Below are 26,868 nucleotides of genomic sequence, written 5' to 3'. Positions count from 1 at the left end.
TCTTAAATAGGATACTTATGTTGTTAGTCGTCCCCAAGTCTAACAATGGACAAAAAAAAGGATAAACATTTGTTTATCCTTTTTCTTTTTAATTATTCAAAGCTTTGCATATCTACTAGCTTTTTATACATACCGTTTTTGGATAATAGTTCTAGATGTGTACCTTGTTCTATAATTTCACCTTTTTGCATTACGATAATTTGATCTGCATTTTGTATAGTAGATAATCTATGCGCTATGACAATAGACGTTCTGTTTTTCATCATATTTTCTAATGCGTCTTGTACTAATCTTTCACTTTCTGTATCCAGAGCAGATGTTGCTTCGTCAAGAATCATAATTGGCGGATTTTTAAGAACAGCTCTTGCAATACTTAAACGTTGTTTTTGTCCTCCAGATAATTTATTACCTGCATCACCAACATTAGTTTCTATGCCATTAGGTAGTTGGCTAACAAATTCCCAAGCATTTGCTATTTTAAGCGCATTAATCACTTCTTCATCTGTAGCATTGGATTTACCTAATAGTATGTTGTTTTTTATGGAGTCATTAAATAAAATTGAATCTTGAGTTACTAACCCAATTAATTGTCTTAAAGATTTTAAATCTATTTCTTTAATATTAATATTATCTAAAGTTATTTCACCTTTATTAATATCGTAAAATCTTGTTAGTAAATTAGCAATAGTACTTTTACCGCTTCCAGATTGACCAACTAAAGCAACTGTATGACCTTTTGGTACATCTAAGTTGAAATTTTTTAACACCAAATCTTTATCGTTATAAGAAAAGTCTATATCCTTAATCTTGATTCCAGAGTTTAATGTTTCTAATTTTAGAGGATTAGTTGCTTTGTAAAAATGATCTTCTTGATCAATCAGCTCAAACACTCTATCTGCAGCAGCCAAACCATTTTTAACAGCATAAGATGCTTTAGATATAGCTTTTGCAGGTGTTAAAATATTATAAGCTAATCCCATGTAGGCTAAAAACTCTGATGCAAGTAACACAGGTTGACCATTAGGTAACTTGTCTATTAACACCATTTTTCCTCCATACCATAAAAGTGCACCAATGGTTAATATGCCTAAAAATTCGCTTAATGGTGAAGCTAAGTTATTTTTATTTCCAATAGCTACTCTTAGTTTGAAAATTCTATTAATAGAATCATAAAAAGTAGATTTAATTTTTGATTGTGCATTATAACTTTGGATCACTTTTAAACCACTTAAACTTTCTTCAACCAAAGAAATAAAATAACCAGACTCTTTTTGAGCTCTTGTTGATTTTGATTTTAAGCTTTTACCTATTTTAGAAATGATAAACCCAGAAATTGGAATAAAAATAAATACAAAAAGCGTTAGTTTAAGACTTATCTTTAACATGATAGCAATGGTAAAGATAATTGTTAATGGTTCTCTTACGATTAACTCAAAAATTAAAAAGAAAGAGTTTTGTAATTCTCCAATATCTCCTAGCATTCTAGCCATTACGTCACCTTTTCTTTTTTCAGAATAATATGAAATAGGTAAGGATAGAATTTTATCAAACATTTTTATTCTTAAATCCTTTAATACGCCATTTTTAAAAAAGGTTAAATTGTAAGCTGCTAAATAGTTAAACAGGTTTTTTAGTAAAAAAGTAATGATAACTATCGCAATTACAAGTAATAGTGCAAATTGAGCGCCGTTTTGTTTTGTAATTTCAGAAATATAATAATACAGTAAATCTTTACCATAAGACGTAATCTCTAAAATTGAAGTATAGACAGGTTTTTTTACATCTTTTTTAGTTTCGTCAAATAAAACTTGCATCATTGGTATTAATGCAACAAACGAAAGCGAACTAAATAGTGCAAATAGAATATTAAATATGATGTTAGAAATGATATTCTTCTTGTAGGCTTTTGCGTACGGAATAATTTTTTTTATGCTTTGTTCCATCTAATTAAGCTGCATATCTTTAATGATTGCGTCTATCTTGCTTTCCAATTTTTGTTCCGTAGTTAAGAAGTCTGACACATTGTCTAGGCTTGTATTTACACTAATGTAAAACTTTATTTTAGGCTCTGTACCACTTGGTCTTAACGCAATTTTACTACCATCTTCTGTGTAGTAAATTAGAACGTTTGATTTTGGTATTTCTAGTGTTTCTGTAGTGTTATTAGTTAAATTTTTAGCGATTGAAAGCTGATAGTCTTCTACACGTACAACTTTAGAACCATTAACTTCTGTTAAAGGGTTTTCTCTAGCATCAATCATCATTTGTTTAATTTCTTGCGCGCCTTCAATACCTTTTTTAGTCATTGATATTAGTCGTTCTTTATAAAAACCATGTTCTGCATAAAGATTAATTAATTCTTGGTAAAAACTACTACCGTTTGCTTTGGCTTGTGTAGCAATTTCTATAGCCAAAAGGGTAGAAGTTACAGCATCTTTATCACGAACAAAATCGCCAACCATAAACCCAAAACTTTCTTCTCCGCCACCAATAAAATCAAGATTAGGAAAGTCTTTAATCATCTTAGCAATCCATTTAAAACCGGTTAAGCCAACTTTGCATTCTACATTATATGCGTTACCTAAAACAGACATCATTGGTGTAGATACTATAGTGCTACCTATAAATTGATTGCCATTAATTTTATTGTTGTTTTTCCATTGCTTTAAAAGAAAATCTGTCATTAAAACCATGGTTTGATTTCCGTTTAAAAGCGTCATTTTATTATCAAGATCTCTAACAGCAATACCTAATCTATCACTATCTGGATCTGTACCAATCACGATATCTGCATTAACTTTTTCAGCTAAATCTAGTGCCATTTTTAAGGCAGCAGGTTCTTCTGGGTTTGGTGAAGCAACCGTTGGGAAATCGCCATTTGGTTCGCGTTGCTCTTCAACTATATGTACATTTTTATAACCAGCACGTTTTAAAGTTTCTGGAATTGTGGTGATTGATGTACCGTGTAAAGACGTAAATACAATATTAAAGTTGTCTTTAGCGTCTTGGCTAGTGTTAAAACTTCCGTTTTTAACAGATGCGTTTATAAATACATCATCTACGTCTTGTCCTATATAATTAATATTAGCTTCGTTAGCTTCAAAATTAATTTCGGAATATTCTAAGTTGTTTATTTCTTCAATAATTTCGGCATCTTGAGGCGGAACTAATTGTCCGCCATCTTGCCAGTACACTTTATAACCGTTGTATTCTGGCGGATTGTGTGAAGCGGTAAGAACTATTCCACAGTGACAATTTAGATGTTTTAAAGTGAAAGAAAGCTCAGGCGTAGGACGCAAGTCTTCAAATAAAAAGACTTTAATTCCGTTAGCCGAAAATACATCTGCAACTACTTTAGCTAAAGTTTTACTGTTATGTCTACAATCAAAAGCTATAGCAACTTTTATATCTTGATTAGGAAAACTTTTATGTAGATAGTTACTTAAACCTTGTGTGTTTTTTCCTAGTGTATATTTATTGATACGATTTGTGCCAATACCCATAATACCACGCATTCCACCAGTACCAAATTCTAAATCTTTATAGAAACTTTCTTTTAATTGATCTGGTTCTAATGCAATTAGATTTTTAATGTAATCTTGTGTGTTTTTATCAAATGTTGGTGTAAGCCAAGTGTTAACACGTTTTAATAATTCTGGTTCAATGTATCTCATAATCTACGTAATTGAATGCAAAAATAAGCAATTGTAAAATGCTTAAGATTTGTGTTTAAGTAAATCGAAAAATTATTCTTCTAAATTTAAAGATTCTTTTATTAAATATCGGGTTTTGTTATTTTTTTGACGTAAAATAATTTCGCCTAAAAAACCTGCAATAAAAAATTGCGAACCCAATATCATTGTTGTAAGCGCGATGTAAAATTGTGGTCTTTGTGTGATTAGTCTTCCGTATGGATTAAAAAACAGTTTATCTATACCTAAATAAGCAGCAAAACCAAAACCAACAATAAACATTATAACGCCTAAAGCGCCAAATAAATGCATAGGTCTTTTGCCAAACCTAGAAATAAACCAAATGGTTATTAAATCTAGAAAACCATTAATAAAACGTTCTATTCCAAATTTGGTTTCACCGTATTTTCTGGCTTGGTGTTGTACTACTTTTTCTCCAATATTAGTAAATCCAGCGTTTTTAGCTAAAACAGGAATGTAACGATGCATTTCGCCGTTAACGTCTATATTTTTAACAACATTTTTGTTGTAAGCTTTTAGCCCGCAATTAAAATCATTAAGTGTAACACCAGATGTTTTACGTGCAGCCCAATTAAACAGTTTTGAAGGTAAGTTTTTAGTTAGTTTGTTGTCAAACCTCTTTTTCTTCCAACCAGAAACAAGATCAAAATTTTGTTTGGTAATCATGTTGTAAAGCTCTGGAATTTCTTCTGGATTGTCTTGTAAATCTGCATCCATAGTGATAATAACATCACCTTTAGCTTGCGCAAAACCTGCGTGTAATGCTTGAGATTTTCCGAAGTTTTTTAAAAAACGAATACCTTTTACGTTAGGATCTTCTTGTTTTAAATTACAAATGGTAGTCCAGGATTGGTCTGTACTACCATCGTCTATAAAAAGTATTTCATAAGAAAAACCATTGGATGCCATAACATTAGCAATCCAATGGTGTAATTCTTTTAAAGAGTCTTGTTCGTTAAGTAGTGGTATGACTACTGATATATTCATAATTCGATTTGAAAATTATTTCAAATATAGAATTATTATGCGTTATCATCAGACTTTTTCATTATTAATGCAGCAATAAGACCAATAATACTATAGATAACTAGCTGTATAACTAAAGACTGTAACACACTACCAATACTAAACTGGTTAGGTTGTTCTCTCATTTGCTCTACAGTTTGAATTATAGATTCTTCCGGAGCATTCCAATTTCTCATAGTCTCAGCAGTTGCTTCAATAGTTTTTTCTTTTAAAGTAATTGCAGCATCTGGATCTATAAAATTAAATAATACAATAGATACAATACTAGCAACAACTAATCCTAGTAGAATGGTAATAAAGTAAGCTGTAAAACCTTCTTTTAAAGAAATAAATCCACCTAAAGCAGATTTTGTTTTAGAAATAGATACAATTCCAAAAATTACAATAGCAATTAAAAGTCCAATTCCAATCCACCATTTAGTAAGTAATTCTAAATTTACAGCGTAAGCAATTACGTAAACTAAAGTTAATAGTAATCCTAAATAAAGTCCATTGTTTGTTGCAATAGATTTGATAGATTTTTCCATAATGTTTTTGATTTAAGTTAGTTTTACCAAGTTAGTATAAATATGTCTTAAAATGTTACATATTTATTTAAATAAAAATATTTGAAAAATTTGTTGTTGATTTGTAAAATTTACTTAAATTTGCACCTCGAATTTAGTAAAGATAAAAGCATTTAGCGATGAAAAAAGATATACATCCAGAAAATTATAGAATGGTAGCATTTAAAGACATGTCTAACGAAGACGTATTTTTAACAAAGTCTACTGCTGATACTAATGAAACTATTGAAGTTGATGGTGTTGAGTATCCATTAATTAAAATGGAAATTTCTAGAACGTCTCATCCTTTTTACACAGGTAAATCTAAGTTAATAGATACAGCTGGACGTATTGATAAATTTAAAAGCAAATACGCTAAATTTAAAAAATAAATTTAGTTTAAATCATATTATAAAAGCCTTTCATATTATTTATGAAAGGCTTTTTTGTTATAACAACTTTAGTTATTTTTAAATCCAAGAACTAAATAAAAGATAAATGAATTACATTTTATTTGATGGTACTGTTAGAGAGCAATTATTACCATTTACATATACTAGACCAGTTGCAGATATTAGAGTAGGTATTCTTACTATTAGAGAAAAATGGGAAACTTTTTTAGAAACTACAACTACAACAGTAACAGAAGATTATTTATCTGAAAAATACCCTATGGTAGAAATGGAAGAAAATATAATGCTTAATGCTGCATATTTACCTAATCCAGAAATCGTAGAGTTAATAAAAAATTTAGAAGAAAATCAAGCGATTTTTAAAGATGAAGATGTTATAGCTTTTTTTACAAAAGAAATGCAAGATGATATAGATTTTGATTCTTTTGAAGCTATAGAATTTGAAAATGATATTATTAAAATAGAACATACTTGGGATATATTTTCTAAAAACGGAGACGCCATACAACAGGATTTTGATTTGTTAACTGAAGGAAAAACATCAATGCCAATTCCAAGCTCTAATAATGTTATAGCTCCAGAAAATATATTTATAGAAGAAGGTGCAAAATTAGAATTCACTACATTAAATGCGTCTTCAGGACCAATCTACATTGGTAAAAATGCCGAAATAATGGAAGGTTCTATCGTTAGAGGACCATTAGCATTATGTGATAATGCTGCTATAAAATTGGGAGCAAAAATATATGGACCAACAACCATAGGTCCGTTTAGTAAAGTTGGAGGAGAAGTTAATAATAGCGTATTATTTGGATATTCTAACAAAGGACATGATGGATTTTTAGGAAATTCTGTATTAGGAGAATGGTGTAATTTAGGAGCAGACACAAATAATTCTAATCTTAAAAATAACTATGCTGAAGTAAGATTATGGAGTTATCAAACAGAAGGTTTTGCTAGAACTGGTTTACAGTTTTGTGGTTTAATGATGGGTGATCACAGTAAATGCGGTATAAATACAATGTTTAATACTGGTACTGTTGTTGGTGTTAATGCAAACATTTTTGGAAGTGGTTTTCCAAGAAATTTTGTACCAAGTTACAGTTGGGGCGGATCTTCAGGTTTTTCTACTTACTTAACCAAAAAAGCGTTTGAAGTAGCCAAAGTAGTTATGTCCAGAAGAAATATCGAGTTTACAACTCAGGATCAAGAGATATTAGAGCATGTTTTTGAATTAACTAAAAAATACCGTAACTATTAATTTTATTTAAAAAAGAAATAAATAAGAAAAATATTACATCTAAATTGTAAAATATTTTGCTTCAATACTTTAATTAATGTATTTTGCTGCTCATTTTGCCCCAAATGAAACAAAATATTTTCAAAAATTTTAAATATTTTACGCTTCTTTATTTATTTGTTTTAGTGATTGACACCTTTGTTAAAAACTCTGACTATAAATACTCTTTAAGGTATATTACCAAGCCTCTTTTGGTAGTATTATTAATTGTATTCTTTTTAATAAATAATAAAGAAAAATATAAATCCGGATTTTGTTTAGTCCTTGGTGCTTATATACTATTTTTTTTAGGCGATATACTATTAATAGGTAATGATACTAAATTAAAATTTGCAATTGGTGGTACCTTTTTTGGTATAGCAAAAGTGCTTTTGTCCATCAGATTTACTAATACACAAGATTTTGAAATTAAAAAGTTATTACCATTTTTAGCGTTTTGTTTTGTTTACATGAGTGTTATTATGCTTTTTATTTATAATAATCTTAAATTTTATTTTATTCCATCGTTATGCTATTTATTGGTGGTAATGATGATGGGACAATTTGCTTATTTGCGTAAAAAAGAAGTTAATAATACAAGTTATTATTTAGTACTTTTTGGTGTGTTTTTTTCGATGTTATCCGATGGAATTACTTTTCTAAAAGTATTTTACGATTCTAAAATACTTTACCATACCATTACTATAATGTCTTTTTATGCGATATCTCAATTTTTAATTGTAGTAGGCATTGTAAAAGAAACGTCTAGTCTAACAAAATTAAAGTTACAACGTGTTAAAAGTAAAACTGATAAATAAAGCTTTTATCCTGCTTACTATAATTTTTGTGTTAGTCTTACTTATAGATATATATGTAAAACTATATTTGCCAATTGTGCCTTACAGGTATATTTCTAAACCATTTGTTTTACTTTCTTTAATGGTATTAGTTGGTTATTGTGACTATAAAAATCCAAAATCAAAACAATTGTTGTTATTAGCTTTAACTACTTTTCTTATTGGAGATATTTTAATTATAAATCATTTAAATCCAGTAAATTTTGCTTTGAGTATGCTGCTTTTTGTCGCAGGAAAGTTGTTATATTCTATTTTATTTACACATAAAGAAGACTTTAAAATAAAGCGTTTAATACCTTTTTTTGTGTTTTGTGTGTTAGTAATAGCTTTCGTTTTTAATTTTATATATCCTAGACTAGGTAATTATTTTATACCTGTAACTTTATATTTTATTATTACGTTGATAATGAGTCTTTTTGCTTATATTAGGTACGGAATTGTAAGTAAGAAAAGTTATACAATGGTTATGTTGGGTATTTCTGTTTTCTTAATTTCTGAAATAATTATGGTCTTTAAAACGTTTTATGATGTGTTTCCGTATCAAGACTTTTTAATTATGTTTTTTATGGTATTGGACAATATTTAATTATTACAGGTTTATTATTCCAATTTGCAATTAAAGGTACCGATAGAAAGTATAAATGAAATCTATTTTTAAAAATACTACACAATTTACCATACTGTATTTTACTGTGCTTTTTATTGACATTTTTTTAAAAGAAATTGAAAGATTTTTTTATTTAAGAATGTTTACTAAAGCATCGGTCTTGCTATTATTAATGGTGTATTTTTATTATAGTAGGCAAGGTGTTTTTAGGTTTAGAGATAAATTATTTTTATCCGGTTTAGTCGTTTTTATGATTGGAGATTTTTTTCTAACACTTTACCAAACCATGGAATTTTATATTCTAGGAATGATTCTTTTTATTATTGGTAAATTAATTTATACAGCTAGATTTTCTAATCAAAATGATTTTAGTACAAAAAAGTTAATACCTTTTTTTGTTATTATTTTTTTCTATATAGTCTTTATAACTGTTATGGTTTATGATAATTTAGGAGACTTTTTTATACCTGTGCTAATATATCTGTTTGCTTCAATGATATTAGCATTATTTACTTATTTGCGTAAAGATGTAGTTAATAATATTAGTTTTCTAATTGTTTTATTAGGAGTTATAAGTAGTGTGTTTTCAGATAGTATTACTGTACTTCAATCTTTTTACGATCAAGATTTTGGGTATCATCAATATACTATAATGTTTTTTTATGGCTTATTTCAATACCTTGTAGTAATAGGAATAACAAAAGAAGAGTTAATTTCAAACGAAATTAAGCCTCATCTTTAATTTTTTTAACTCGTTTTAATTGAAGTAAGTTAATAGGATTACTTCCTAAGCCTTTAATATTTTTTCTAGTAAATCTAATAACCTCGTCATAATACAATGGTACTATTGGTGCGTGATCTATAATTATACTATCAAGTGTTTTATAAATTTGTTCTCTTTGGTTTATATCACTTTTTAAAAAGCTTGATGTATATAAACTATCGTATGTCGCATTATAAAAATGTGTGTAATTAGGTCCGTTTGGAGCAAAATTTTCACCGTAAAATAAAGAAAGATAGTTTTGTGCATCAGGATAATCTGCAACCCAACTAGCTCTAAATAAATCTAATTTACCATTAGCTTTTCCTTCTTTTAAAGTAGACGCAGGAATAACATCTACATTAACAGTTAAACCAATTTTAGTTAATTCGCGTTGTATGTACTCGCAAAAAATTAAATAATTGCCTGTTGTTGTTATGGTTACTTCTGGTTGTTTATTGGTTGTAGCTTTATAGTTATTTACAAGCTGTTTTGCTTTTTCAGGGTTATAGGTAAAACCGTTAGTTGTACTGTATCCAGGTAAGCCTTTTGGTATAAATCCGCCATTTGCTGGTATACCAATACCGTTTCTAAGATATGTAATCATCTTTTCGCGATCAAAACCATAGTTTATGGCTTCTCTAATGGTTTTAGATAAGATTTCATCTTTATCGCTATCTAAGAAAAACGCAAGGTATTCGGTATTTAAGTAAGGTCCTTTAATCACGTTTACTGTAGAATGGTATTTTGATCTTAAATCACCTTTAGTAGTTAAAATTTCATCTTGATAAGACGCGTCTAAACTGTTTAAAAAATCCAAATTACCTTGGGTAAATTGCATAAATTCACTTTGTTTGTCTGGTAAAAAGGTAATGGCAATTGCTTCTAAATAAGGTAATTGTGTTCCGTTTTTGTCAGTTTCAAAATAATTATTATTCTTTCTTAAAACTAGTTTGATGTTTTCTTCCCAACGTTTAAACTTGAATGGACCAGTACCAATTGGGTTTGATCTAAAATAAGAACCGTAATGCGTTACAATTTCTTTAGGTACAACGCTGCAATACTTCATTGTTAATAAGCCTAAAAATGCAGGAAAAGGTTGCTTTAATTGTATGATAAACGTACTATCGTTTTTAGCTTTAAAATGTTTTACTTTATTAAAAACCCATTGTCCAGAAGAGGCTAATTTAGGATCTAAAATACGATTAAAACTATATTCAAAATCTTGCGCTTTTACTGCTCTAGTATTATTTTTAAATAGTTTATGTTTATGAAAATAAACATTGTTTTTTAATGTGAATGTATATTGTAATCCATCTGAAGAAATGTCCCAACGTTTGGCTATACTTGGTATAACATTTAAGCTATCATCCATTTCTACCAATCCATTAAATAGTTGATTTACTGCCCAAATATCTGCATTGTCTTTAGCAAATGCTGGATCTAAAGATCCAATATTTTTATGCTCGTTATATCTAAATACTAAGTGATCTTTATTTTCTTTTTTAGATGAAGAACACGACCAAATTATAATGGCTAATGTAATAACTATAAAACGTCTAATCATACTAATTTTCTGGTGTTGAACGCCATTTTAAAATGTTTTTACAGAACAAGTAAATAAATATTAATCCTAGCACAAAGATAATGTAACTAGACCAAATCCCTAAATAATCAAATAAGGTATGGCAATATTCTTCTCTTTCAGAATATTTAGGATATAAATCACGACATCTATCGCTTTGATGCATAGTTATTATAGCAAGTATTAATCCTAAGTAAGGTGTGATTCCTATAAGGCATATGTTTAAAATTATAGCAGCAATTTGTTTTTTAATTCTGGTTATAAAAAAGATGCCTAAAACAAGAAGTATAGTGCCAATTATCCAAATAAAATAACTTATAAAATACTCTATGTCTATACTGTTATGTCTTGTGGTATAAGCTACAGCAGCTGTAACTAAGGATACAAATATGGTTAGAATAATAGAACTTACAATTGTAAATAAAATAGCTTTTAAACTTGTAACTCTAAAACAGAAAATGACTAACGCAATAAAAAACGAAATCCACATAAAAAAATGAACTTCTTCACCTAAAATTGGGTTGCTTTTTATTGAATTTATATTATCAAAAGCCTTCTTTAAATTATCCGATTCGATATAATAATTGGTAAATAATTTTGCTTGATAATCTTCAAAAATTGAATTATCCACATTTTTTAAATACCTGTAATTAACATATGGTTTTTCGTTATGTATAAGGTTTTTAATTTCAAAACCTACTGGATTGTAAATTAGATCAAACCAAGTGTTTGCATTTAAATTGTTTTGTATTTTATAGGTTTTGGCTATATCTAAAAACTGATTTAAAATAGATTTAATTTCTTCAGGATTATTTCTGTTTAGAAGCTCGAAATTTTCTTTTTGTATATGTGGTTTTAAAGATTTGTTTTTATATCTAGTCTCGTATAAATCGTAATCGTAACTAATAATTTCAGAATACCCATTATTGGTAGTTTTGTTAAAAAATACATTGGAATAATTATAATAATTAGGCGCAACGGTTTTAAGTTGGCTAGAAAGATCGATAACACTATCCTTAAACGTATAGGTAATTTGATTATTTAAATTAACATAGTAAAGATAATTTCCAATTTTATGTGGCTGAAAATCTTCTGTGTCACTATAAGTTTTAGTCTTTAACGAATAAAACTGATAGTTTTTACCAAGATTTTTAATAACAGGCTTATCAAAGTTTATTTTGTCATAATTTGTCTCGCAATACACATTGTTAAATGGTTCTGGATAGACAATTTTATCTATCGTATAATGACTTAAATTATGCGAAAAAAACACACTTGCCTTGTTAGCAATGCTTATGTCTTGATTATAAGAAGCATCAGGATATTTATAATTTATGTAGTTTTTTACACCTAAATTAAACGAAAAATAATAGCTAATACTTGTAATAATAATCACAAAATAGATTATAAATTGTTTAAATAATTTAAATGCTGTAAATGGGTAAAAGTTTTTAAATGCATTGTTTTTAAACATAAAAACAAGCCACAAAACTAACATGACTATAGAGATCATTAAACTAAAGTAAATGGTACCGTTTTCAAAAAAAATACCAGAAGCTCTATAGCTATGTAACGTTTCAGGATTAGAAAGCGCAAACCAACCAAATATGTAAAAAATAATGTGAAGTACTAGTGCAGAACTTAGCATCCAAATCACTTTTGTATTCCATAACGTTGGATAACGTTCTATCAGATAGTTGTTTATTTTAAAAATGAAAGATTTCATCAATATTAATTTAGATTATGAAACAAAAAAGCGTCTTGTAGATTTAGAAATATCCCTTATGTAAGTCACATTAACTTTATTAGATCCTAACACATCTAAAACCTCATAAAACATGGTGTTTGCATTAAAATAGGCGATAAAAACACCACCATTAAAAACTAATTTTTCTAAAGCAATTGGCGTAAATATTTCTTGCAAGGTAGCTCTGCTAGTATTGCAATCTATTTCTACAATTAATTGTTTATTTATGTCTTGTTCTACTTTACTATTGTTGTTATCTGTGTACTTACCATTTTTTAAGTAAATCACTTTATCAGATACTTTTTCTACCTCGTAAAGTTGTTGAGAGCTAAGTATAAGTGCAATAGGATTGTTTAAAGAGTTGCAAATAGATTTTAAATCTTCTAAAATTACCTGTTGTGCAAGTACATCTAAATTAGCAAGAGGCTCATCAAGTAAAAGTAATTCCGGTTGTCTTAAAAGCGTTCTGGCTAATTCAAACCGCATTTTGTAACCAGAAGATAATTCGCTCCATTTTAAATCTTTATAATCCCAAAGTCCAAGTCTGCAAATCATCATTAAAACTCTAATTTCATTCTCTTCTGGACTTATATTGTAATTAGATAAGACAAATTTTAAATTATCCTTTAGGCTACCATACCATTTTTGAGTACGCTGTGGTATATAAACTAAACTAGATCTTAAATCAAAAGTGGTTTTTATAGGCTTGTCAAAATTATATTCTAAACTACCGCTAGTATGCTTAATTTCTTTAGCAAGAACACGTAATAAAGTAGTCTTACCATTACCGTTTTCTCCAACCAAGCCATAAACATTTCCTTTGTTTATAGAAACGCTTATCGGACCTAATTTAAAAGCATTATTACCGTAGCTTTTAGTAATATTTGTAGCAGTAACAATAGGTTTAAACGTATTGTATGCAGTGACATTTATTAAGGCAATTTGTTCTAATACCTTTAAACATTTGCTAATAAAAATGTCGTCTTGGTTAGGATGTTTAGATTTCCAATCTGTAAGATTAATAATTTGCTTGTAGATGTCTAGGTTTTGAGTATCTAAAGCACAATCCATTAATTTGCGATAACCTAAAACAGTATCTTTATTTTCAAAAAAAACAAAAACATCTTTAAGTCTTTTTTCTAGTGTAGACATATAATTTTTAAAGGATTAAACGCTTTTTATAGCTAAAAAAAATGCGTAATTTTGCAATCACAAAATATAATTGCATTAGGTAAATATAATAATTCTTACCAAGCATTAAACACTATTTTATTTTGAATACCAAAAAGAAAGTTGGCTTTTATACATTAGGTTGTAAACTTAATTTTTCTGAAACATCAACTATCGCAAGATCTTTTAAAGATGAAGGTTTTGAGCGTGTAGATTTTAATGATGAAGCAGATATTTATGTAATAAACACATGTTCTGTAACCGAAAATGCAGATAAACGTTTTAAAACCATTGTAAAACAAGCACAAAAATCTAATCCAGATGCTTTTATTGCAGCTGTAGGTTGTTATGCCCAATTAAAGCCTCAAGAATTGGCAGATGTAAATGGTGTTGATTTGGTGCTTGGTGCTACCGAAAAATTTAAAATAACAGATTACCTTAACGATTTATCTAAAAACGATTTAGGAGAAGTACATTCTTGCGAAATCGAAGACGCAGATTTTTATGTAGGATCGTATTCCATAGGCGATAGGACACGTGCATTTTTAAAAGTACAAGACGGTTGCGATTATAAATGTACTTATTGTACAATACCTTTAGCAAGAGGAATTTCACGTAGTGATACCTTAGAAAACGTACTTAAAAACGCCAAAGAAATTTCCGAGCAAAATATAAAAGAAATTGTATTAACCGGAGTAAATATTGGTGATTACGGTAAAGGTGAATTTGGAAATAAAAAACACGAACATACCTTTTTAGAGCTAGTAAAAGCATTAGATCAAGTTAATGGTATAGAACGCTTACGTATATCTTCCATAGAGCCAAATCTATTAAAAAACGAAACGATAGATTTTGTATCTAAAAGCAACACATTTGTACCACATTTTCATATACCATTACAAAGTGGGCATAATGATATTTTAAAGTTAATGAGGCGACGTTACATGAGAGAATTGTATGTAGATCGTGTCGCTCAAATTAAACAAGTTATGCCTCATGCCTGTATTGGAGTAGATGTAATTGTTGGTTTTCCTGGAGAAACAGACGATCATTTTTTAGAAACATATAACTTTTTAAACCAATTAGATATTTCTTATTTGCATGTGTTTACTTATTCTGAAAGAGAAAATACAGTAGCAGCAACAATGGAAGGTGTCGTGCCTAAAAATGTAAGATCTAAAAGAAGTAAAATGTTACGTGGATTAAGTGTTAAAAAACGTCGTGCGTTTTATGAGTCACAAATAGGAACAAAACGAACAGTACTTTTTGAATCTGAAAATAAAGAAGGCTACATACATGGATTTACAGAAAATTACGTAAAAGTAAAAACACCATGGAATCCAGAATTAGTTAATACTTTACACGAGGTAGAATTAACAAAAATAGATACAGATGGACTTGTACGTTTTGAGTTTTTAAACTTAGAAGTAGCATAAAAAAAAACCGAAGCAATTGCTTCGGTTTTTTTTTAAAATAAATTGCAAATTATATTCTTACACCAACAGGTAATAATCTTTTATATTGCCTATTTCTTCTAATAAATTTTGCAATGTAAGGACTTGTAGGAACAACGCTTAAGTTTCTTTCTTCGATGTTTTCAAAAACTAATTTTAAAAAATCGTTTTTAAACTGGTCGTTATCTAGCGCTTCAGGTACAATTAATTTTGTTAAAAAGATCTTTCTTTCTTGTAAAGAGTATTCAATTTTAGCAAAATGATCATCCATCTTCAGTTCAAATTGACGTAAAAAATCATTGTCAACAAGCTCAGCTGCATCAATCATATGTATAAAGTTTTATTAATTATCAAGGAAGTTTCAAAAATAGTACCAAACTATTTTATAGCTTTACACTGCAAATGTACGAAAAATTCTAAAATAAATTTACTTCAAACTTGTTAAAACCTTATGAATCAGGAGATAATACCAGTTTATTTTATGCCAGGAATGGCAGCCAATCCGACCATTTTTGAATACATAAAATTACCCGAAGATCGTTTTAAAATCTATTGGCTATCTTGGAAAATACCATTAAAAAACGAAACACTTCAAGAGTATGCAAAACGTATGTGCGACGATGTAAAACACGATAATCCGGTGTTATTAGGAGTATCTTTTGGTGGTATTTTGGTACAAGAAATGTCAAAACATATTAAAGTTAGAAAGCTATTTGTAGTGTCTAGTGTAAAAACTAAACATGAATTACCGCGACGTATGAAACTGCTTAAAGCCACAAAAGCTTATAAATTATTACCAACGCAGTTAATGAGTAATGTAGAATTGTTAGCTAAATATGCGTTTGGCGAAACCATTACAAAACGTGTAGAGTTGTACAAAAAATATTTATCTGTTAACGATAAAAGTTATTTAGATTGGGCAATAGAACAAATAATTTGTTGGGAACAAGATCAACCAATACCAAACGCCATTCATATACATGGCGATAGTGATATGGTTTTTCCTTGTAATCATATTCAAAATTGTGTAAAATTAAAAGGAGGAACACATATTATGATTATAAATAAGTACAAATGGTTTAACGAAAATTTACCAAAACTAATATTAGATATATAATTAAAAATCAAATAAAAAGCTTAATTTTAAACAAAAAGAAAAGGATAATGAAGATTATAAAAAACGCATTAGCACTAGTAGGATTATTAGCAATAGGAGCGTTGTCTATTAACGCTATGCAAGAAGCGCCTACAGACGAAAATTTTGAAAAAAAATTGATAAACGATTATAACGTTTACGCTTTACAAGTACCAGATTATATGGATTTTGCAGGAGAAGAAGTGCCATTATCAAATCCAGATATTTTAGAACGTATGGATAGAGAGCTATTAGTAAATACCTATTGGCAATCTAATGGATTATTAATGTTTAAAAGAGCAAAAAAATACTTTCCTATTATCGAGCCTATCTTAGCTAAACATGGTGTTCCAGACGATTTTAAATATTTAGCCGTAATAGAAAGTGGTTTAACCAATGCAAAGTCACCAGCTGGAGCAAGTGGTTTTTGGCAAATTATGAAAACTACTGGAAGAGAATACGGATTAGAAGTAAACGATAATGTAGATGAAAGATATCACTTAGAAAAAGCAACCGAAGTCGCTTGCGATTACCTTAAAAAAGCAAAAGAAAATCTAGGAAGTTGGACACTTGCTGCAGCAGCTTACAATGCAGGTAATGCTGGTGTTTCTAGACGTTTAAACGAACAAAAAGTTAATGGGTATTATGATTTGTTATTAGGTGAAGAAACAGGTCGTTATGTATTTAGGATTTTAGCGTTAAAAGAAATTTTATCTAATCCATCAAAGTATGGTTTCAATTTTAGAGATAAAGATTTATACTCTAAAGTACCAACATATTTGGTAGAAGTAGACACAGCAGTAACAGATTTTGCAGGTTTTGCAAAACAATTTGGTATAAATTATAAGATTTTAAAGCTTCATAATCCTTGGTTAAGAGAACCGCATTTAAATAACAAGTCAAGAAAACAATATTTTATAGAGTTGCCTAAAGAAGGTTATTATAAAAACTAACTAGTTTATGCTAGCATTTTTAACAGATCATTGGTGGACAATAGCTATTGTTATAAATTACATATTAGCATTACTAGCAGTTGTCACAATATTATTTAAATCTATAAACCCAACAAAAACACTAACATACATTATCGTATTGTTAGTGTTTCCTTTTTTTGGACTTATAGTATATTATTTATTTGGGCAGGAATACAGAAAAAATAAAATCTTTAACCGTAAAGACGTACTTAACAATAACCTTATTAAATCTATAAATAGTAAGGTAGAAATTAAGCCAGAATTTTTATCAAAATATGAAGCAAATGCAGAAGAAGAACAAGTAAGATTAGTACAGTTACTTCAAAAAAATGATAAATCACCATTAACTCAAAACAATGAAGTTGAAATAATTTTAAACGGAGAAAATAAGTTTGAAAAATTATTTCAAGACATAAAACAAGCAAAAAAACATGTGCATTTAGAATATTATATTCTAAAGGACGACAAGATAGGTACAAGATTATTAGATCTTTTATTAAGTAAAGCAAAAGAAGGTGTAGTAATTAGATTAAGTTATGATGATGTAGGAAGTAAAATTTCATCTAAAATGAAAAAATTACTTAATCAATCAACTATACAACACCATGCATTTATGCCTGTATTATTTCCAAAATTTACAGGAAAGATGAATTATCGTAATCACAGAAAAATAGTAATAATAGACGGAGAAATAGGCTATGTTGGTGGTGTAAACGTATCTGATACGTATGTTAATTATCCAGAAAATAAAAATTATTGGAGAGATACACATTTAAGAATAGAAGGTGAAGCAGTATTTTCTTTACAAACACAATTTTTAACCAATTGGAACTTTGTTGCAGAAACCGAAGTTAAATTAGACCGAAGTTTTTTTCCTTCTAAACCAATAGATAAAATTATACCAATCCAAATAGCAGCAAGTGGTCCAGATACAGATTGGGCAAATATTATGGAAGCCATCTTTTTTTCTATAGTAACTGCCGAAAAATATGTATACATAACAACTCCTTATTTTATTCCTAACGATCAAATAATTACTGCAATGCAAGTTGCTGCAAAAAGTGGAGTAGATGTTAGATTATTAATTCCAGATATTTCAGATTCTTGGACGGCTCAACATGCAACAAACTCTTACTTAGAGCAATTGTTTGAGGCTAATATTAAAATTTACAGATATACTAAAGGATTTATTCATGCAAAAACTATGGTTGTAGACGATATATTTACAACTATAGGTACTTCAAATATGGATTACAGAAGCTTCAATATTAACTTCGAAATTAATGCACTTATTTACAACGAAGAAAAAGCAAAAGAAGCAAAACAAATCTTTTTAGACGATTTAAAAGATGCTAAAAACATCACTTTTGAGCAATGGACAAATAGACCAAAGATAGAGCGATTAAAAGAAGCCTATTGTAGGCTTTGGGCACCATTATTATAAAAAAAACCGAAGCATTAGCTTCGGTTTTTTGTTTTTATTATCTGCTTCTTCGTTTTTGTGCTCTTAACGATCCGCCTTGTCCGTAATGTTGTTTAGGCATTTGTGCTTGTTTCATGTTTTGTTTCATCATTTTTATTTGATCTGTTAACATGCCTTGTTTATCAAGCTTTTGTGCTTCGGCTAATAATTTTGTAGCTTCTTGTTTTCTTCGTTTAGAAAACGCTATTCCAGCAAGGTTGAGTTTAGCCATAGCCATATCATGATCCATAGATAAACCTAAATTAACTGCGTTTTTAAAGTAACGTTCTGCTTCGCTAATGTTATCTTGAGACACCATAATTCCGTTTAAAAAATTATAGTAACCTTGTTGTTTTCTTACTAAAGCAGCTTCTGGATTTTTAATTTTATCTAACCATTTTTTTGCGCCATCAAAATCTTGTTTTCTTAATCTTAAAAAGGCAAGTAAAATAAATTCGTTTTTAAAATATAAGAATAAGAACACTAAAGATAATAGGATATACATAATACCATTACCAATTTCGCCTTCTATAAATTGCCAGATTGCAACTCCAAAAATTCCTACTGCTAATATTAATTTAAATACTTTATTGTACATGTTTTATTGTAAAGGTTTATAAATTGTTGTCGATGTAATTGTTGTAGGTATATCTACATTTTCCATATCTTTCATTATAGATATTCCTTTTGCTACAGAAGTAATTGTGGCTTCTTTAGGCCAACCAGATTGTTTATCTGCTAATACCGTTGTGTCTTGCGTACCTTGAAGAATCATTGTAATATTATCTTCTGTGTTTTTTAAAGCAATTGTGCTTTTTGCGGTAATTTCGTTAAAGCTATTAGACGCTTTAAAAGTCCAGTTGTTATTAGAAGTTAATTCTCCTGTATATTTATTTTTCCATGTATCTCCAATATTTAATTTTTTATTTGGATACATGTAAGTAAATTGATTTAAGCTTTCAATTAGACTTTGACCACCAAATTCTTTTCTCATAGATTCTTTTACAACTTCTTTTGTAAAACTATCAATGTCTAAATGCCCAATCATATGTTCTATAAGGCTATCTGTTCCTTTTAGGTTTACAATTTTACCAGATTTAAGCATGTTAATTTCTAAACTAGATCGGGTTAAACCTTTAAAAATTTGTCCTTCAATATCATCTGCCGAAATTTCTTTTTTAGTGTCTACATTGTAAATTGGACCTGCAAGATTAGAAGTTGTTTTCATATAAAACGACTCGTATTTAAAGTCAATAATATAAGAGCTGTCCGTCTTTTTTTTCACGTAAAAAAGATAATCTCCGCCAAGATTATTGATTATTTTATGTTCTTGTTCGTTCATTTTTTGAACGATTTCTTGTTTTGAATCTTGAGAAATTCTTAAAGAATCTCCTACTTTTAAATTAAAACCTAAATAGGATTGTGCGTTTAAAACACTTGTAAATCCTACAAAAGCTAATAAAACAGATAGTTTGGAAAAAGTCATTAATTTATGATTTATAATAGTCTTGCAAAGAAACTAAAATTTTCTTGAAAAATATTTTTAATTTTAGGTTTGTCAAATAAAAAACCCTTTGTATATTTGCGCTCAGTTTTGGAGAAAAACCAAAATGCAATAAAAATTACAAGTTTCAGATTTTAAAGATAATATACAATGAGTAAAAGAACGTTTCAACCATCAAAAAGAAAAAGAAGAAATAAGCATGGTTTTAGAGAAAGAATGGCTTCTGCTAATGGTAGAAAAGTATTAGCGCGTCGTCGTGCTAAAGGAAGAAAGAAATTATCTGTTTCATCTGAAATCAGACATAAGAAATAATGATTAACAATTGTTAATATATAAAAGGCGTTGCTTAGGTGTAACGCCTTTTTTTATATCTAATAATGATTATTTTTGAATAATAAAAACAACACACACTAAAAATGCCTAAAAATCCAAAATTAAAATCTATCCTTATTATAGGTTCTGGTCCAATTATTATCGGTCAAGCATGCGAATTTGATTATTCTGGTTCTCAAGCTTTAAGATCGTTAAGAGAAGAAGGAATAGAGACTATATTAATTAACTCTAATCCTGCAACAATCATGACAGATCCAAAAATGGCAGATCATGTTTATTTGTTGCCTCTTAATACAAAATCTATTGTTAAAATACTTAAAGAACATCCTCAAATTGATGCTGTATTACCAACAATGGGAGGACAAACTGCTCTAAATTTATGTATTGAAGCTGATGAAAAAGGGATTTGGGAAGATTTTGGAGTAGAAATTATAGGTGTAAATATTGATGCTATTAACATCACAGAAGACCGAGAAAAGTTTAGAGAGCTAATGCTTGAAATTGGAGTAGGTATGGCGCCACAAGCTACAGCAACTTCATTTTTAAAAGGTAAAGAAATAGCTCAAGAATTTGGTTTTCCGTTATGTATTAGAGCATCATTTACTTTAGGAGGCGCAGGAGCAGCAATTGTTTACGACGAAAAAGAATTTGACGAAGCTCTTACCCGCGGTTTAGAAGTATCACCAATACATGAGGTGATGATTGATAAAGCCATGATGGGTTGGAAAGAGTATGAGCTAGAGCTTTTAAGAGATAAAAATGACAATGTTGTAATTATCTGTACGATTGAAAATATGGATCCAATGGGAATCCATACCGGAGATTCAATCACAGTAGCTCCAGCAATGACGCTGTCTGATACTACGTTCCAGAAAATGCGTGATATGGCAATAAAAATGATGCGTAGTATTGGTGATTTTGCTGGTGGATGTAACGTCCAGTTTGCTGTAAGTCCAGATGAACATGAAGAAATTATTGCAATCGAAATTAATCCACGTGTATCTAGATCTTCTGCATTAGCAAGTAAAGCAACAGGATATCCAATTGCAAAAATAGCAGCAAAATTAGCTATAGGTTATCATTTAGACGAACTTCAAAATCAAATTACAAAATCTACTTCAGCTTTATTCGAGCCAACTTTAGATTACGTAATTGTAAAAATACCACGTTGGAATTTTGATAAATTTGAAGGATCAGATCGTACTTTAGGACTTCAAATGAAAGCAGTTGGAGAAGTAATGGGTATTGGTAGATCTTTTCAAGAAGCCTTACATAAAGCCACTCAATCACTTGAAATTAAAAGAAATGGATTAGGCGCAGATGGTAAAGGTTATAAAAATTACGACCAAATTATAGATAAATTAACTAACGCAAGTTGGGATAGAGTATTTGTAATTTATGACGCAATTCAAATGGGTATTCCGTTAAGTCGTATTCACGAAATCACAAAAATAGACATGTGGTTTTTACGTCAGTACGAAGAGTTGTACCAATTAGAAAAAGAAATTTCGACGTATACAATAGATACTATAGAAAGAGATTTATTATTAGAAGCTAAGCAAAAAGGTTATGGTGACAGGCAAATTGCACATATGCTTAATTGTTTAGAAAGTCAAGTATATAATAAAAGAGAAGAATTAAACATCAACCGTGTATACAAATTAGTAGATACATGTGCTGCCGAGTTTGAAGCAAAAACACCTTATTACTATTCTACATTTGAAAATGAAGTTGAAACTGCAGATGGTAAGCGATATGCAGATAACGAAAGTATAGTTACCGACAAGAAAAAGATTATTGTTTTAGGATCTGGACCAAACAGAATTGGTCAAGGTATTGAGTTTGATTACTGTTGTGTGCATGGAGTATTAGCAGCTGCAGAATGTGGCTACGAAACTATAATGATAAACTGTAACCCAGAAACTGTGTCTACAGATTTTGATACCGCAGATAAACTATATTTTGAACCAGTATTTTGGGAACATATCTACGATATTATTCGTCATGAAAAACCAGAAGGTGTTATCGTTCAATTAGGTGGTCAAACTGCATTAAAGCTTGCAGAAAAACTATCTAAGTACGGTATTAAAATAATAGGAACAAGCTACGAAGCGTTAGATTTAGCCGAAGATAGAGGAAGTTTTTCTAAACTATTAAAAGAAAACAATATACCATATCCTAAGTTTGATACTGCCGAAACAGCAGAAGAAGCTCTTAAAGTTGCAGATAAATTAGACTTTCCAATCTTAGTACGTCCATCTTATGTACTTGGTGGACAAGGAATGAAAATTGTGATCAATAAAAAAGAATTAGAAGAACACGTTGTAGATTTATTACGTAGCATTCCTAATAATAAATTATTATTAGATCATTATTTAGATGGTGCAATAGAAGCAGAAGCAGATGCTATTTGTGATGGTGAAAATGTTTACATCATAGGTATAATGGAACATATAGAACCATGTGGAATTCACTCTGGAGATAGTAATGCAACGTTACCACCTTTTAATTTAGGTGACTTAGTAATGCAACAGATTAAAGATCATACAAAAAAGATCGCATTAGCATTAAACACAGTTGGTTTAATCAATATACAGTTTGCAGTAAAAGACGACACTGTGTATATAATAGAAGCTAATCCGCGTGCATCTCGTACAGTACCATTTATAGCAAAAGCGTATGGAGAACCTTATGTAAATTACGCCACTAAAGTAATGTTAGGAGAGAAGAAGGTAACTGATTTTGAATTCAACCCTAAATTAGATGGTTACGCTATAAAACAACCAGTATTTTCATTTAATAAATTCCCTAATGTTAATAAAAAATTAGGACCAGAAATGAAAAGTACAGGTGAAAGTATCTTATTTATAGATAGTCTTAAAGACGATGAGTTTTACGATTTATACGCTAGACGTAAGATGTACTTAAGTAAATAAACTTTTATACTACATTAAAAAAAGCCTTATTTGAACAAATGAGGCTTTTTTATTTATAATAGGTCTTTATTGGTAATTATTTAAAGTTAAGGATTTAATATTAGGAATATTACATAAAAAAAATTATTTTTAAATGAAAAAGAAAATTGCTATGTATAATTTTAAATTTAAAACTAACTATTTAATAAGGGCAACACTTATTATCTCTTGTTTGTTTTTTAATTATAATGTCTATTCTCAAACAGACATTTTTGAAATAAGTAGAACAGGATCTATTGAGGACATTGAAACACTTTATTCTAAAGATAAAAATTTAATTAATCAAAAAAATGAACAAGGCTATACTCCATTAACAATAGCTTGTTATAATGGTAATTCTAATGTTGCATTATTTTTAGCCGACAAAGTAGAAGACATTAACGGAAATTCTAAATTTGGTACGCCACTAATGGCAGCAACCTACAAAGGTTATGACAAAATAGTTAAAATTTTATTAGACAATAATGCAAAAACAAACCTTCAAGATTCTCAAGGAGCAACTGCAATGCATTATGCTGTACTGTTTAGAAATTATAAAATAATTGAATTACTTATAAATTCTAATGCAGATTTTTCTATCAAGAATAATGTAGGTAAATCTGCTATGGATTTTGCAATAAGTTATAATGACGATACCTTAAATAAATTGTTGAATATTAATAAAAATTGATTATGAGAAAAATTACTTTATTACTTTTTTTAATTACTGCGCCATTTGCATTTAGTCAATCATGGACAACAGGTGCTGTGTCTTTGGCAGCAGATTATACTGTACAGTTTGATATAGACTCTGGTACAGGATTAGTAACTATGACTATGATTGGGCCTGATAATGTTTGGTTAGGTGTTGCGCCTGGAGTAGCATCTGGAAACAGCATGGGTAACTTAGGTGATGATGCTGTTGTTTTTAATTCAGTTGGTTTACAAGACAGAAATATGCCTTCTGGAACAGGAACACCAAATTTAGATGGTAGTCAAGATTGGACTGTTAGTAGCAATACTACAGCTGCAGGAGTAAGAACTTTAATAGCAACAAGAGCTATTAATACTGGAGATTCTAATGATTATGTATTTCCAACTTCTGAGACTACATTTCCTTTATTATGGGCTAAAGGATCTAGTTTAAGTTTTGGATATCATGGAAGTACTAAAGGTGGTGCTACAGCAACGACGACGTCTACTTTAAGTGTGGATTCTTTTGAAAATTTATCAAACGTAAAATTATATCCTAATCCAGCTTCAACACAACTTAATTTAGAATTGCCTAGCTTTAATACAGATGAATTAAGTATTGAAGTTTATAATGTTTTAGGAAAAAGAATTTACACAACATCTATCAATCAATTTAAAACAAGTATAGATGTGTCAAACTGGAATAATAGTATTTATTTAGTTAAAGTAATTTCTAAAGCTAATAATAAATCTATAACCAAACGATTTGTAAAGATTTAAAACATATTTACTTATAAAAAAAGCTTTCCAATTGGAAAGCTTTTTTTATTTCTTTTTTAAAGGGAAATTATATTCTATTTCAACTTGTTTAGAAACTTTATTGCTTACCACTTTTGGTATGTCTATGTCAAAATCTTCTACGTTGACTTTTAAAGTTCCTGATAGTACAATTTCGTTATTGTCACTTAAATAAATAGTCATAGGTAAATTTGATACCGCTTTTGTTTTTCCATGAAACTCTAACGTACCATTATAATACACTTTAGTTTTAGTTTCATTAATATTATTAATATCAAAGTCTATTATTTCTCCTTTAAAATTTGCTTTCGGATAGTTGTCAGATTCAGCATAATTTTCATTAAAATGTTCTTCCATTAAGGCGTTTTTAAATCTAAATCCTTTTACAAAAACTAAAGCTGCAAACTGCCCATTTTCAATATTTAAAATTACTGTAGTCGAATTGTTTGTAGCTTTAACTTCTTCAAAGGAAGGAACTGAAGCTTCAAAAGTTACATGACCTGTTTTTGTTAAATATTTATCTTGACTAATACCACTTATAGTAAAAAGTAGTAATGTAAAAACTATTAATATTTTTTTCATCTTTATTTTTTATTAGAGGAAACAAAAAGTATTCCAATGTTAGTTTTCTAATAAACCATCTGCAATCCATTGTTCTACTAAATCAATAGAGTTTTGTGGTAATCTTGGTCCGCCTAAAGGCATTGCTCCACTTTCACTAGCTTGTCTAGAGATTCTGTCTAAAAGATTATTTTCAGCAGATGCTTTTACATCTTCATAGTTAACAAGACTGTTTGGCGCACCATTTACAGGTGGATTATCATGACAAAACACACAATTGTTATCAATTATTGGTTTTATATGTTCTGTATAGGTGATAAGTTCTCCTTGTTGTACTGGACTTACATCTGTTAAGTCGTCCTCACTATTATTTGAGCAGTTAAAAGCAAGAATAGTTACAATTACAGCTATTAAAAATGTTCCTTTTTTCATATTTTTTCTTTTTTCATTTTTTTAAAATCTTCTACTAAGGTTAAAACCAAAATATATGTCTCCATCAGACCATTCTCCTGTTGCTTGTCCTAAAAATCCATTAGTATTCATTGCTTGAGAATTGGTGAAATGCATTTGAAAAACATGTCCACCAGTTTCTAAATCTATTCCTATAGATAAAGGATTTTTAAAAGGTGAAGTACTAGATCTATTTAAATGCCAACCATAATCTGCATTTAATGACCAGCGTTTACCTAATTTATATCTTGTACCCATTCCTAAAGCATATTGTGTATTATCTTGGTTATTATCTAAAACAAAATTATCGTGGAAGACAGTAGGAGCAAGCTCTAAAGAAAGTTTGTCACTCACTTTTCTTGCTATTAATACTTGTGTAGTATAGCCTAATCTATCATTAAATTCTAATTTAGGATAGTTATTTTTGTCTAGTGCTGTATTAACTAATATAGAGTTGTAGCCAACTATAGTAAACGGAAAATTATCACTTTGTCTTGTAAGTCTATATTTTATTGCACTTTCGTATATTTTCTGAAAAGAACTTCTTGAAACACTAATGTTAATTGCATCATTTATTCCGTAAATAAAGTTTAGTCTGGTTACCGCATCGTCTAAACCAAAAAAGGTTTCTAATCCATTTTCTAAGCTTCCAAAACGATGGGCAACTACAAATGTAAATTCCTTTTTTGCAACTAATTTAGTGGATTCAAAATTTACAATTTTAAGTCCTTTAAATGTTGCTGTTGCGTAATTATTATCTTCATCGCTATCTATTTCTTCTAATAAATCGTCTTGAGAGAAGCAAAATATAGGTAAGCAAAATAGAAGTAAAAATATTTTTTTCATAA

At 29.2% G+C, this 26,868-nt stretch carries 26 protein-coding genes; 13 read left to right on the top strand and 13 right to left on the bottom strand.

The genetic code is table 11. From position 1 onward, the window contains the following. Positions 1 to 92: 92 nt before the first annotated feature. From IFB02_RS00575 to IFB02_RS00560, 4 genes are all read right to left on the bottom strand, one after another. Positions 93 to 1,943: an ABC transporter ATP-binding protein gene (locus tag IFB02_RS00575; RefSeq protein ID WP_106689078.1), complete on the bottom strand. Its 1,851-nt coding sequence runs from the start codon at positions 1,941 to 1,943 to the stop codon at positions 93 to 95. Beyond that, positions 1,944 to 3,674 (bottom strand): phospho-sugar mutase, encoded by a 1,731-nt coding sequence (locus IFB02_RS00570; RefSeq protein ID WP_106689077.1) that lies wholly within the window; start codon positions 3,672 to 3,674, stop codon positions 1,944 to 1,946. 72 nt (positions 3,675 to 3,746) lie between these two features. Then, entirely contained in the window at positions 3,747 to 4,700 is a 954-nt protein-coding gene (locus IFB02_RS00565; protein ID WP_106689076.1) for a glycosyltransferase family 2 protein, read from the bottom strand. A 35-nt stretch (positions 4,701 to 4,735) separates the two neighbouring features. Continuing rightward, positions 4,736 to 5,266 (bottom strand): DUF4199 domain-containing protein, encoded by a 531-nt coding sequence (locus IFB02_RS00560; protein WP_106689075.1) that lies wholly within the window; start codon positions 5,264 to 5,266, stop codon positions 4,736 to 4,738. A 158-nt stretch (positions 5,267 to 5,424) separates the two neighbouring features. Here IFB02_RS00560 and IFB02_RS00555 point away from each other — a divergent pair, with 158 nt between their 5' ends. The 5 genes from IFB02_RS00555 (at position 5,425) to IFB02_RS00535 (ending at position 9,182) form a co-directional block, all read left to right on the top strand. Further along, a complete protein-coding gene (locus tag IFB02_RS00555; protein ID WP_106689074.1) occupies positions 5,425 to 5,676 on the top strand; it encodes a type B 50S ribosomal protein L31 in 252 nt (83 codons plus the stop codon). Between the two features lie 106 nt (positions 5,677 to 5,782). After that, positions 5,783 to 6,958 (top strand): GlmU family protein, encoded by a 1,176-nt coding sequence (locus IFB02_RS00550; protein ID WP_191072910.1) that lies wholly within the window; start codon positions 5,783 to 5,785, stop codon positions 6,956 to 6,958. A 104-nt stretch (positions 6,959 to 7,062) separates the two neighbouring features. Then, positions 7,063 to 7,794, top strand: coding sequence for a lysoplasmalogenase (locus tag IFB02_RS00545; RefSeq protein WP_191072909.1), 732 nt, complete (start codon positions 7,063 to 7,065; stop codon positions 7,792 to 7,794). A 28-nt stretch (positions 7,795 to 7,822) separates the two neighbouring features. Continuing rightward, positions 7,823 to 8,419 carry a lysoplasmalogenase gene (locus IFB02_RS00540; RefSeq protein ID WP_191072908.1) on the top strand — a complete coding sequence of 199 codons (597 nt, stop codon included), beginning with the start codon at positions 7,823 to 7,825 and terminating at the stop codon, positions 8,417 to 8,419. A gap of 55 nt (positions 8,420 to 8,474) precedes the next feature. Beyond that, on the top strand, positions 8,475 to 9,182 hold the full coding sequence (locus IFB02_RS00535) for a lysoplasmalogenase (protein WP_191072907.1): 708 nt from the start codon (positions 8,475 to 8,477) through the stop codon (positions 9,180 to 9,182). On the opposite strand, the gene IFB02_RS00530 is transcribed toward IFB02_RS00535, so the two are convergent. From IFB02_RS00530 to IFB02_RS00520, 3 genes are read right to left on the bottom strand one after another with little or no spacing between them, the layout of a single operon-like run. Further along, positions 9,166 to 10,767, bottom strand: coding sequence for an ABC transporter substrate-binding protein (locus tag IFB02_RS00530; protein ID WP_191072906.1), 1,602 nt, complete (start codon positions 10,765 to 10,767; stop codon positions 9,166 to 9,168). The genes IFB02_RS00535 and IFB02_RS00530 overlap by 17 nt on opposite strands. Position 10,768: 1 nt before the next feature. After that, complete coding sequence (locus IFB02_RS00525) at positions 10,769 to 12,511, bottom strand: hypothetical protein (RefSeq protein ID WP_191072905.1); 1,743 nt, start codon at positions 12,509 to 12,511, stop codon at positions 10,769 to 10,771. Between the two features lie 15 nt (positions 12,512 to 12,526). Continuing rightward, the gene (locus tag IFB02_RS00520) at positions 12,527 to 13,684 is read right to left on the bottom strand and encodes an ATP-binding cassette domain-containing protein (RefSeq protein WP_191072904.1); all 1,158 of its coding nucleotides are present in this window, start codon (positions 13,682 to 13,684) and stop codon (positions 12,527 to 12,529) included. A 122-nt stretch (positions 13,685 to 13,806) separates the two neighbouring features. On the opposite strand from IFB02_RS00520, the gene mtaB reads away from it, so the two are divergent. After that, positions 13,807 to 15,138: a tRNA (N(6)-L-threonylcarbamoyladenosine(37)-C(2))-methylthiotransferase MtaB gene (mtaB, locus tag IFB02_RS00515; protein WP_191072903.1), complete on the top strand. Its 1,332-nt coding sequence runs from the start codon at positions 13,807 to 13,809 to the stop codon at positions 15,136 to 15,138. A gap of 49 nt (positions 15,139 to 15,187) precedes the next feature. Here the strand turns inward: mtaB and IFB02_RS00510 are convergent, their stop codons facing one another. Next, positions 15,188 to 15,484 carry a GNAT family N-acetyltransferase gene (locus IFB02_RS00510; protein ID WP_191072902.1) on the bottom strand — a complete coding sequence of 99 codons (297 nt, stop codon included), beginning with the start codon at positions 15,482 to 15,484 and terminating at the stop codon, positions 15,188 to 15,190. Positions 15,485 to 15,607: 123 nt separating this feature from the next. On the opposite strand from IFB02_RS00510, the gene IFB02_RS00505 reads away from it, so the two are divergent. From IFB02_RS00505 to cls, 3 genes are read left to right on the top strand one after another with little or no spacing between them, the layout of a single operon-like run. After that, complete coding sequence (locus IFB02_RS00505) at positions 15,608 to 16,273, top strand: alpha/beta hydrolase family protein (RefSeq protein WP_106689065.1); 666 nt, start codon at positions 15,608 to 15,610, stop codon at positions 16,271 to 16,273. A gap of 47 nt (positions 16,274 to 16,320) precedes the next feature. Next, positions 16,321 to 17,244 (top strand): lytic transglycosylase domain-containing protein, encoded by a 924-nt coding sequence (locus tag IFB02_RS00500; protein ID WP_191072901.1) that lies wholly within the window; start codon positions 16,321 to 16,323, stop codon positions 17,242 to 17,244. Between the two features lie 7 nt (positions 17,245 to 17,251). Then, positions 17,252 to 18,709, top strand: a complete 1,458-nt coding sequence (gene cls, locus IFB02_RS00495) for a cardiolipin synthase (protein WP_106689063.1) — start codon at positions 17,252 to 17,254, stop codon at positions 18,707 to 18,709. Between the two features lie 37 nt (positions 18,710 to 18,746). Here the strand turns inward: cls and IFB02_RS00490 are convergent, their stop codons facing one another. Then, a complete protein-coding gene (locus IFB02_RS00490; RefSeq protein ID WP_106689062.1) occupies positions 18,747 to 19,325 on the bottom strand; it encodes a tetratricopeptide repeat protein in 579 nt (192 codons plus the stop codon). Between the two features lie 3 nt (positions 19,326 to 19,328). Then, positions 19,329 to 20,213, bottom strand: coding sequence for a DUF6263 family protein (locus tag IFB02_RS00485; RefSeq protein WP_191072900.1), 885 nt, complete (start codon positions 20,211 to 20,213; stop codon positions 19,329 to 19,331). A gap of 168 nt (positions 20,214 to 20,381) precedes the next feature. Here IFB02_RS00485 and rpmH point away from each other — a divergent pair, with 168 nt between their 5' ends. The 4 genes from rpmH to IFB02_RS00465 all read left to right on the top strand — a co-directional run bounded on the left by rpmH (position 20,382) and on the right by IFB02_RS00465 (position 24,991). Beyond that, the gene (gene rpmH / locus IFB02_RS00480; protein ID WP_106689060.1) at positions 20,382 to 20,543 is read left to right on the top strand and encodes a 50S ribosomal protein L34; all 162 of its coding nucleotides are present in this window, start codon (positions 20,382 to 20,384) and stop codon (positions 20,541 to 20,543) included. Positions 20,544 to 20,647: 104 nt separating this feature from the next. Further along, a complete protein-coding gene (gene carB / locus IFB02_RS00475) occupies positions 20,648 to 23,500 on the top strand; it encodes a carbamoyl-phosphate synthase large subunit (protein WP_106689059.1) in 2,853 nt (950 codons plus the stop codon). 133 nt (positions 23,501 to 23,633) lie between these two features. Next, positions 23,634 to 24,209: an ankyrin repeat domain-containing protein gene (locus tag IFB02_RS00470; protein ID WP_106689058.1), complete on the top strand. Its 576-nt coding sequence runs from the start codon at positions 23,634 to 23,636 to the stop codon at positions 24,207 to 24,209. Positions 24,210 to 24,211: 2 nt separating this feature from the next. Next, positions 24,212 to 24,991 carry a T9SS type A sorting domain-containing protein gene (locus IFB02_RS00465; protein ID WP_106689057.1) on the top strand — a complete coding sequence of 260 codons (780 nt, stop codon included), beginning with the start codon at positions 24,212 to 24,214 and terminating at the stop codon, positions 24,989 to 24,991. Positions 24,992 to 25,036: 45 nt separating this feature from the next. Here the strand turns inward: IFB02_RS00465 and IFB02_RS00460 are convergent, their stop codons facing one another. From IFB02_RS00460 to IFB02_RS00450, 3 genes are read right to left on the bottom strand one after another with little or no spacing between them, the layout of a single operon-like run. Then, positions 25,037 to 25,591 (bottom strand): YceI family protein, encoded by a 555-nt coding sequence (locus IFB02_RS00460; protein ID WP_106689056.1) that lies wholly within the window; start codon positions 25,589 to 25,591, stop codon positions 25,037 to 25,039. Positions 25,592 to 25,630: 39 nt separating this feature from the next. Beyond that, the gene (locus IFB02_RS00455; RefSeq protein ID WP_106689055.1) at positions 25,631 to 26,002 is read right to left on the bottom strand and encodes a hypothetical protein; all 372 of its coding nucleotides are present in this window, start codon (positions 26,000 to 26,002) and stop codon (positions 25,631 to 25,633) included. Positions 26,003 to 26,023: 21 nt separating this feature from the next. After that, positions 26,024 to 26,866, bottom strand: coding sequence for a DUF5777 family beta-barrel protein (locus tag IFB02_RS00450; protein WP_106689054.1), 843 nt, complete (start codon positions 26,864 to 26,866; stop codon positions 26,024 to 26,026). Between the last annotated feature and the right edge of the window lie 2 nt (positions 26,867 to 26,868).

Source organism: Mesoflavibacter profundi, assembly GCF_014764305.1.
GTDB classification, from domain to species: Bacteria; Bacteroidota; Bacteroidia; order Flavobacteriales; family Flavobacteriaceae; genus Mesoflavibacter; species Mesoflavibacter profundi.
This window is presented reverse-complemented; position numbering and strand designations above follow the sequence as displayed.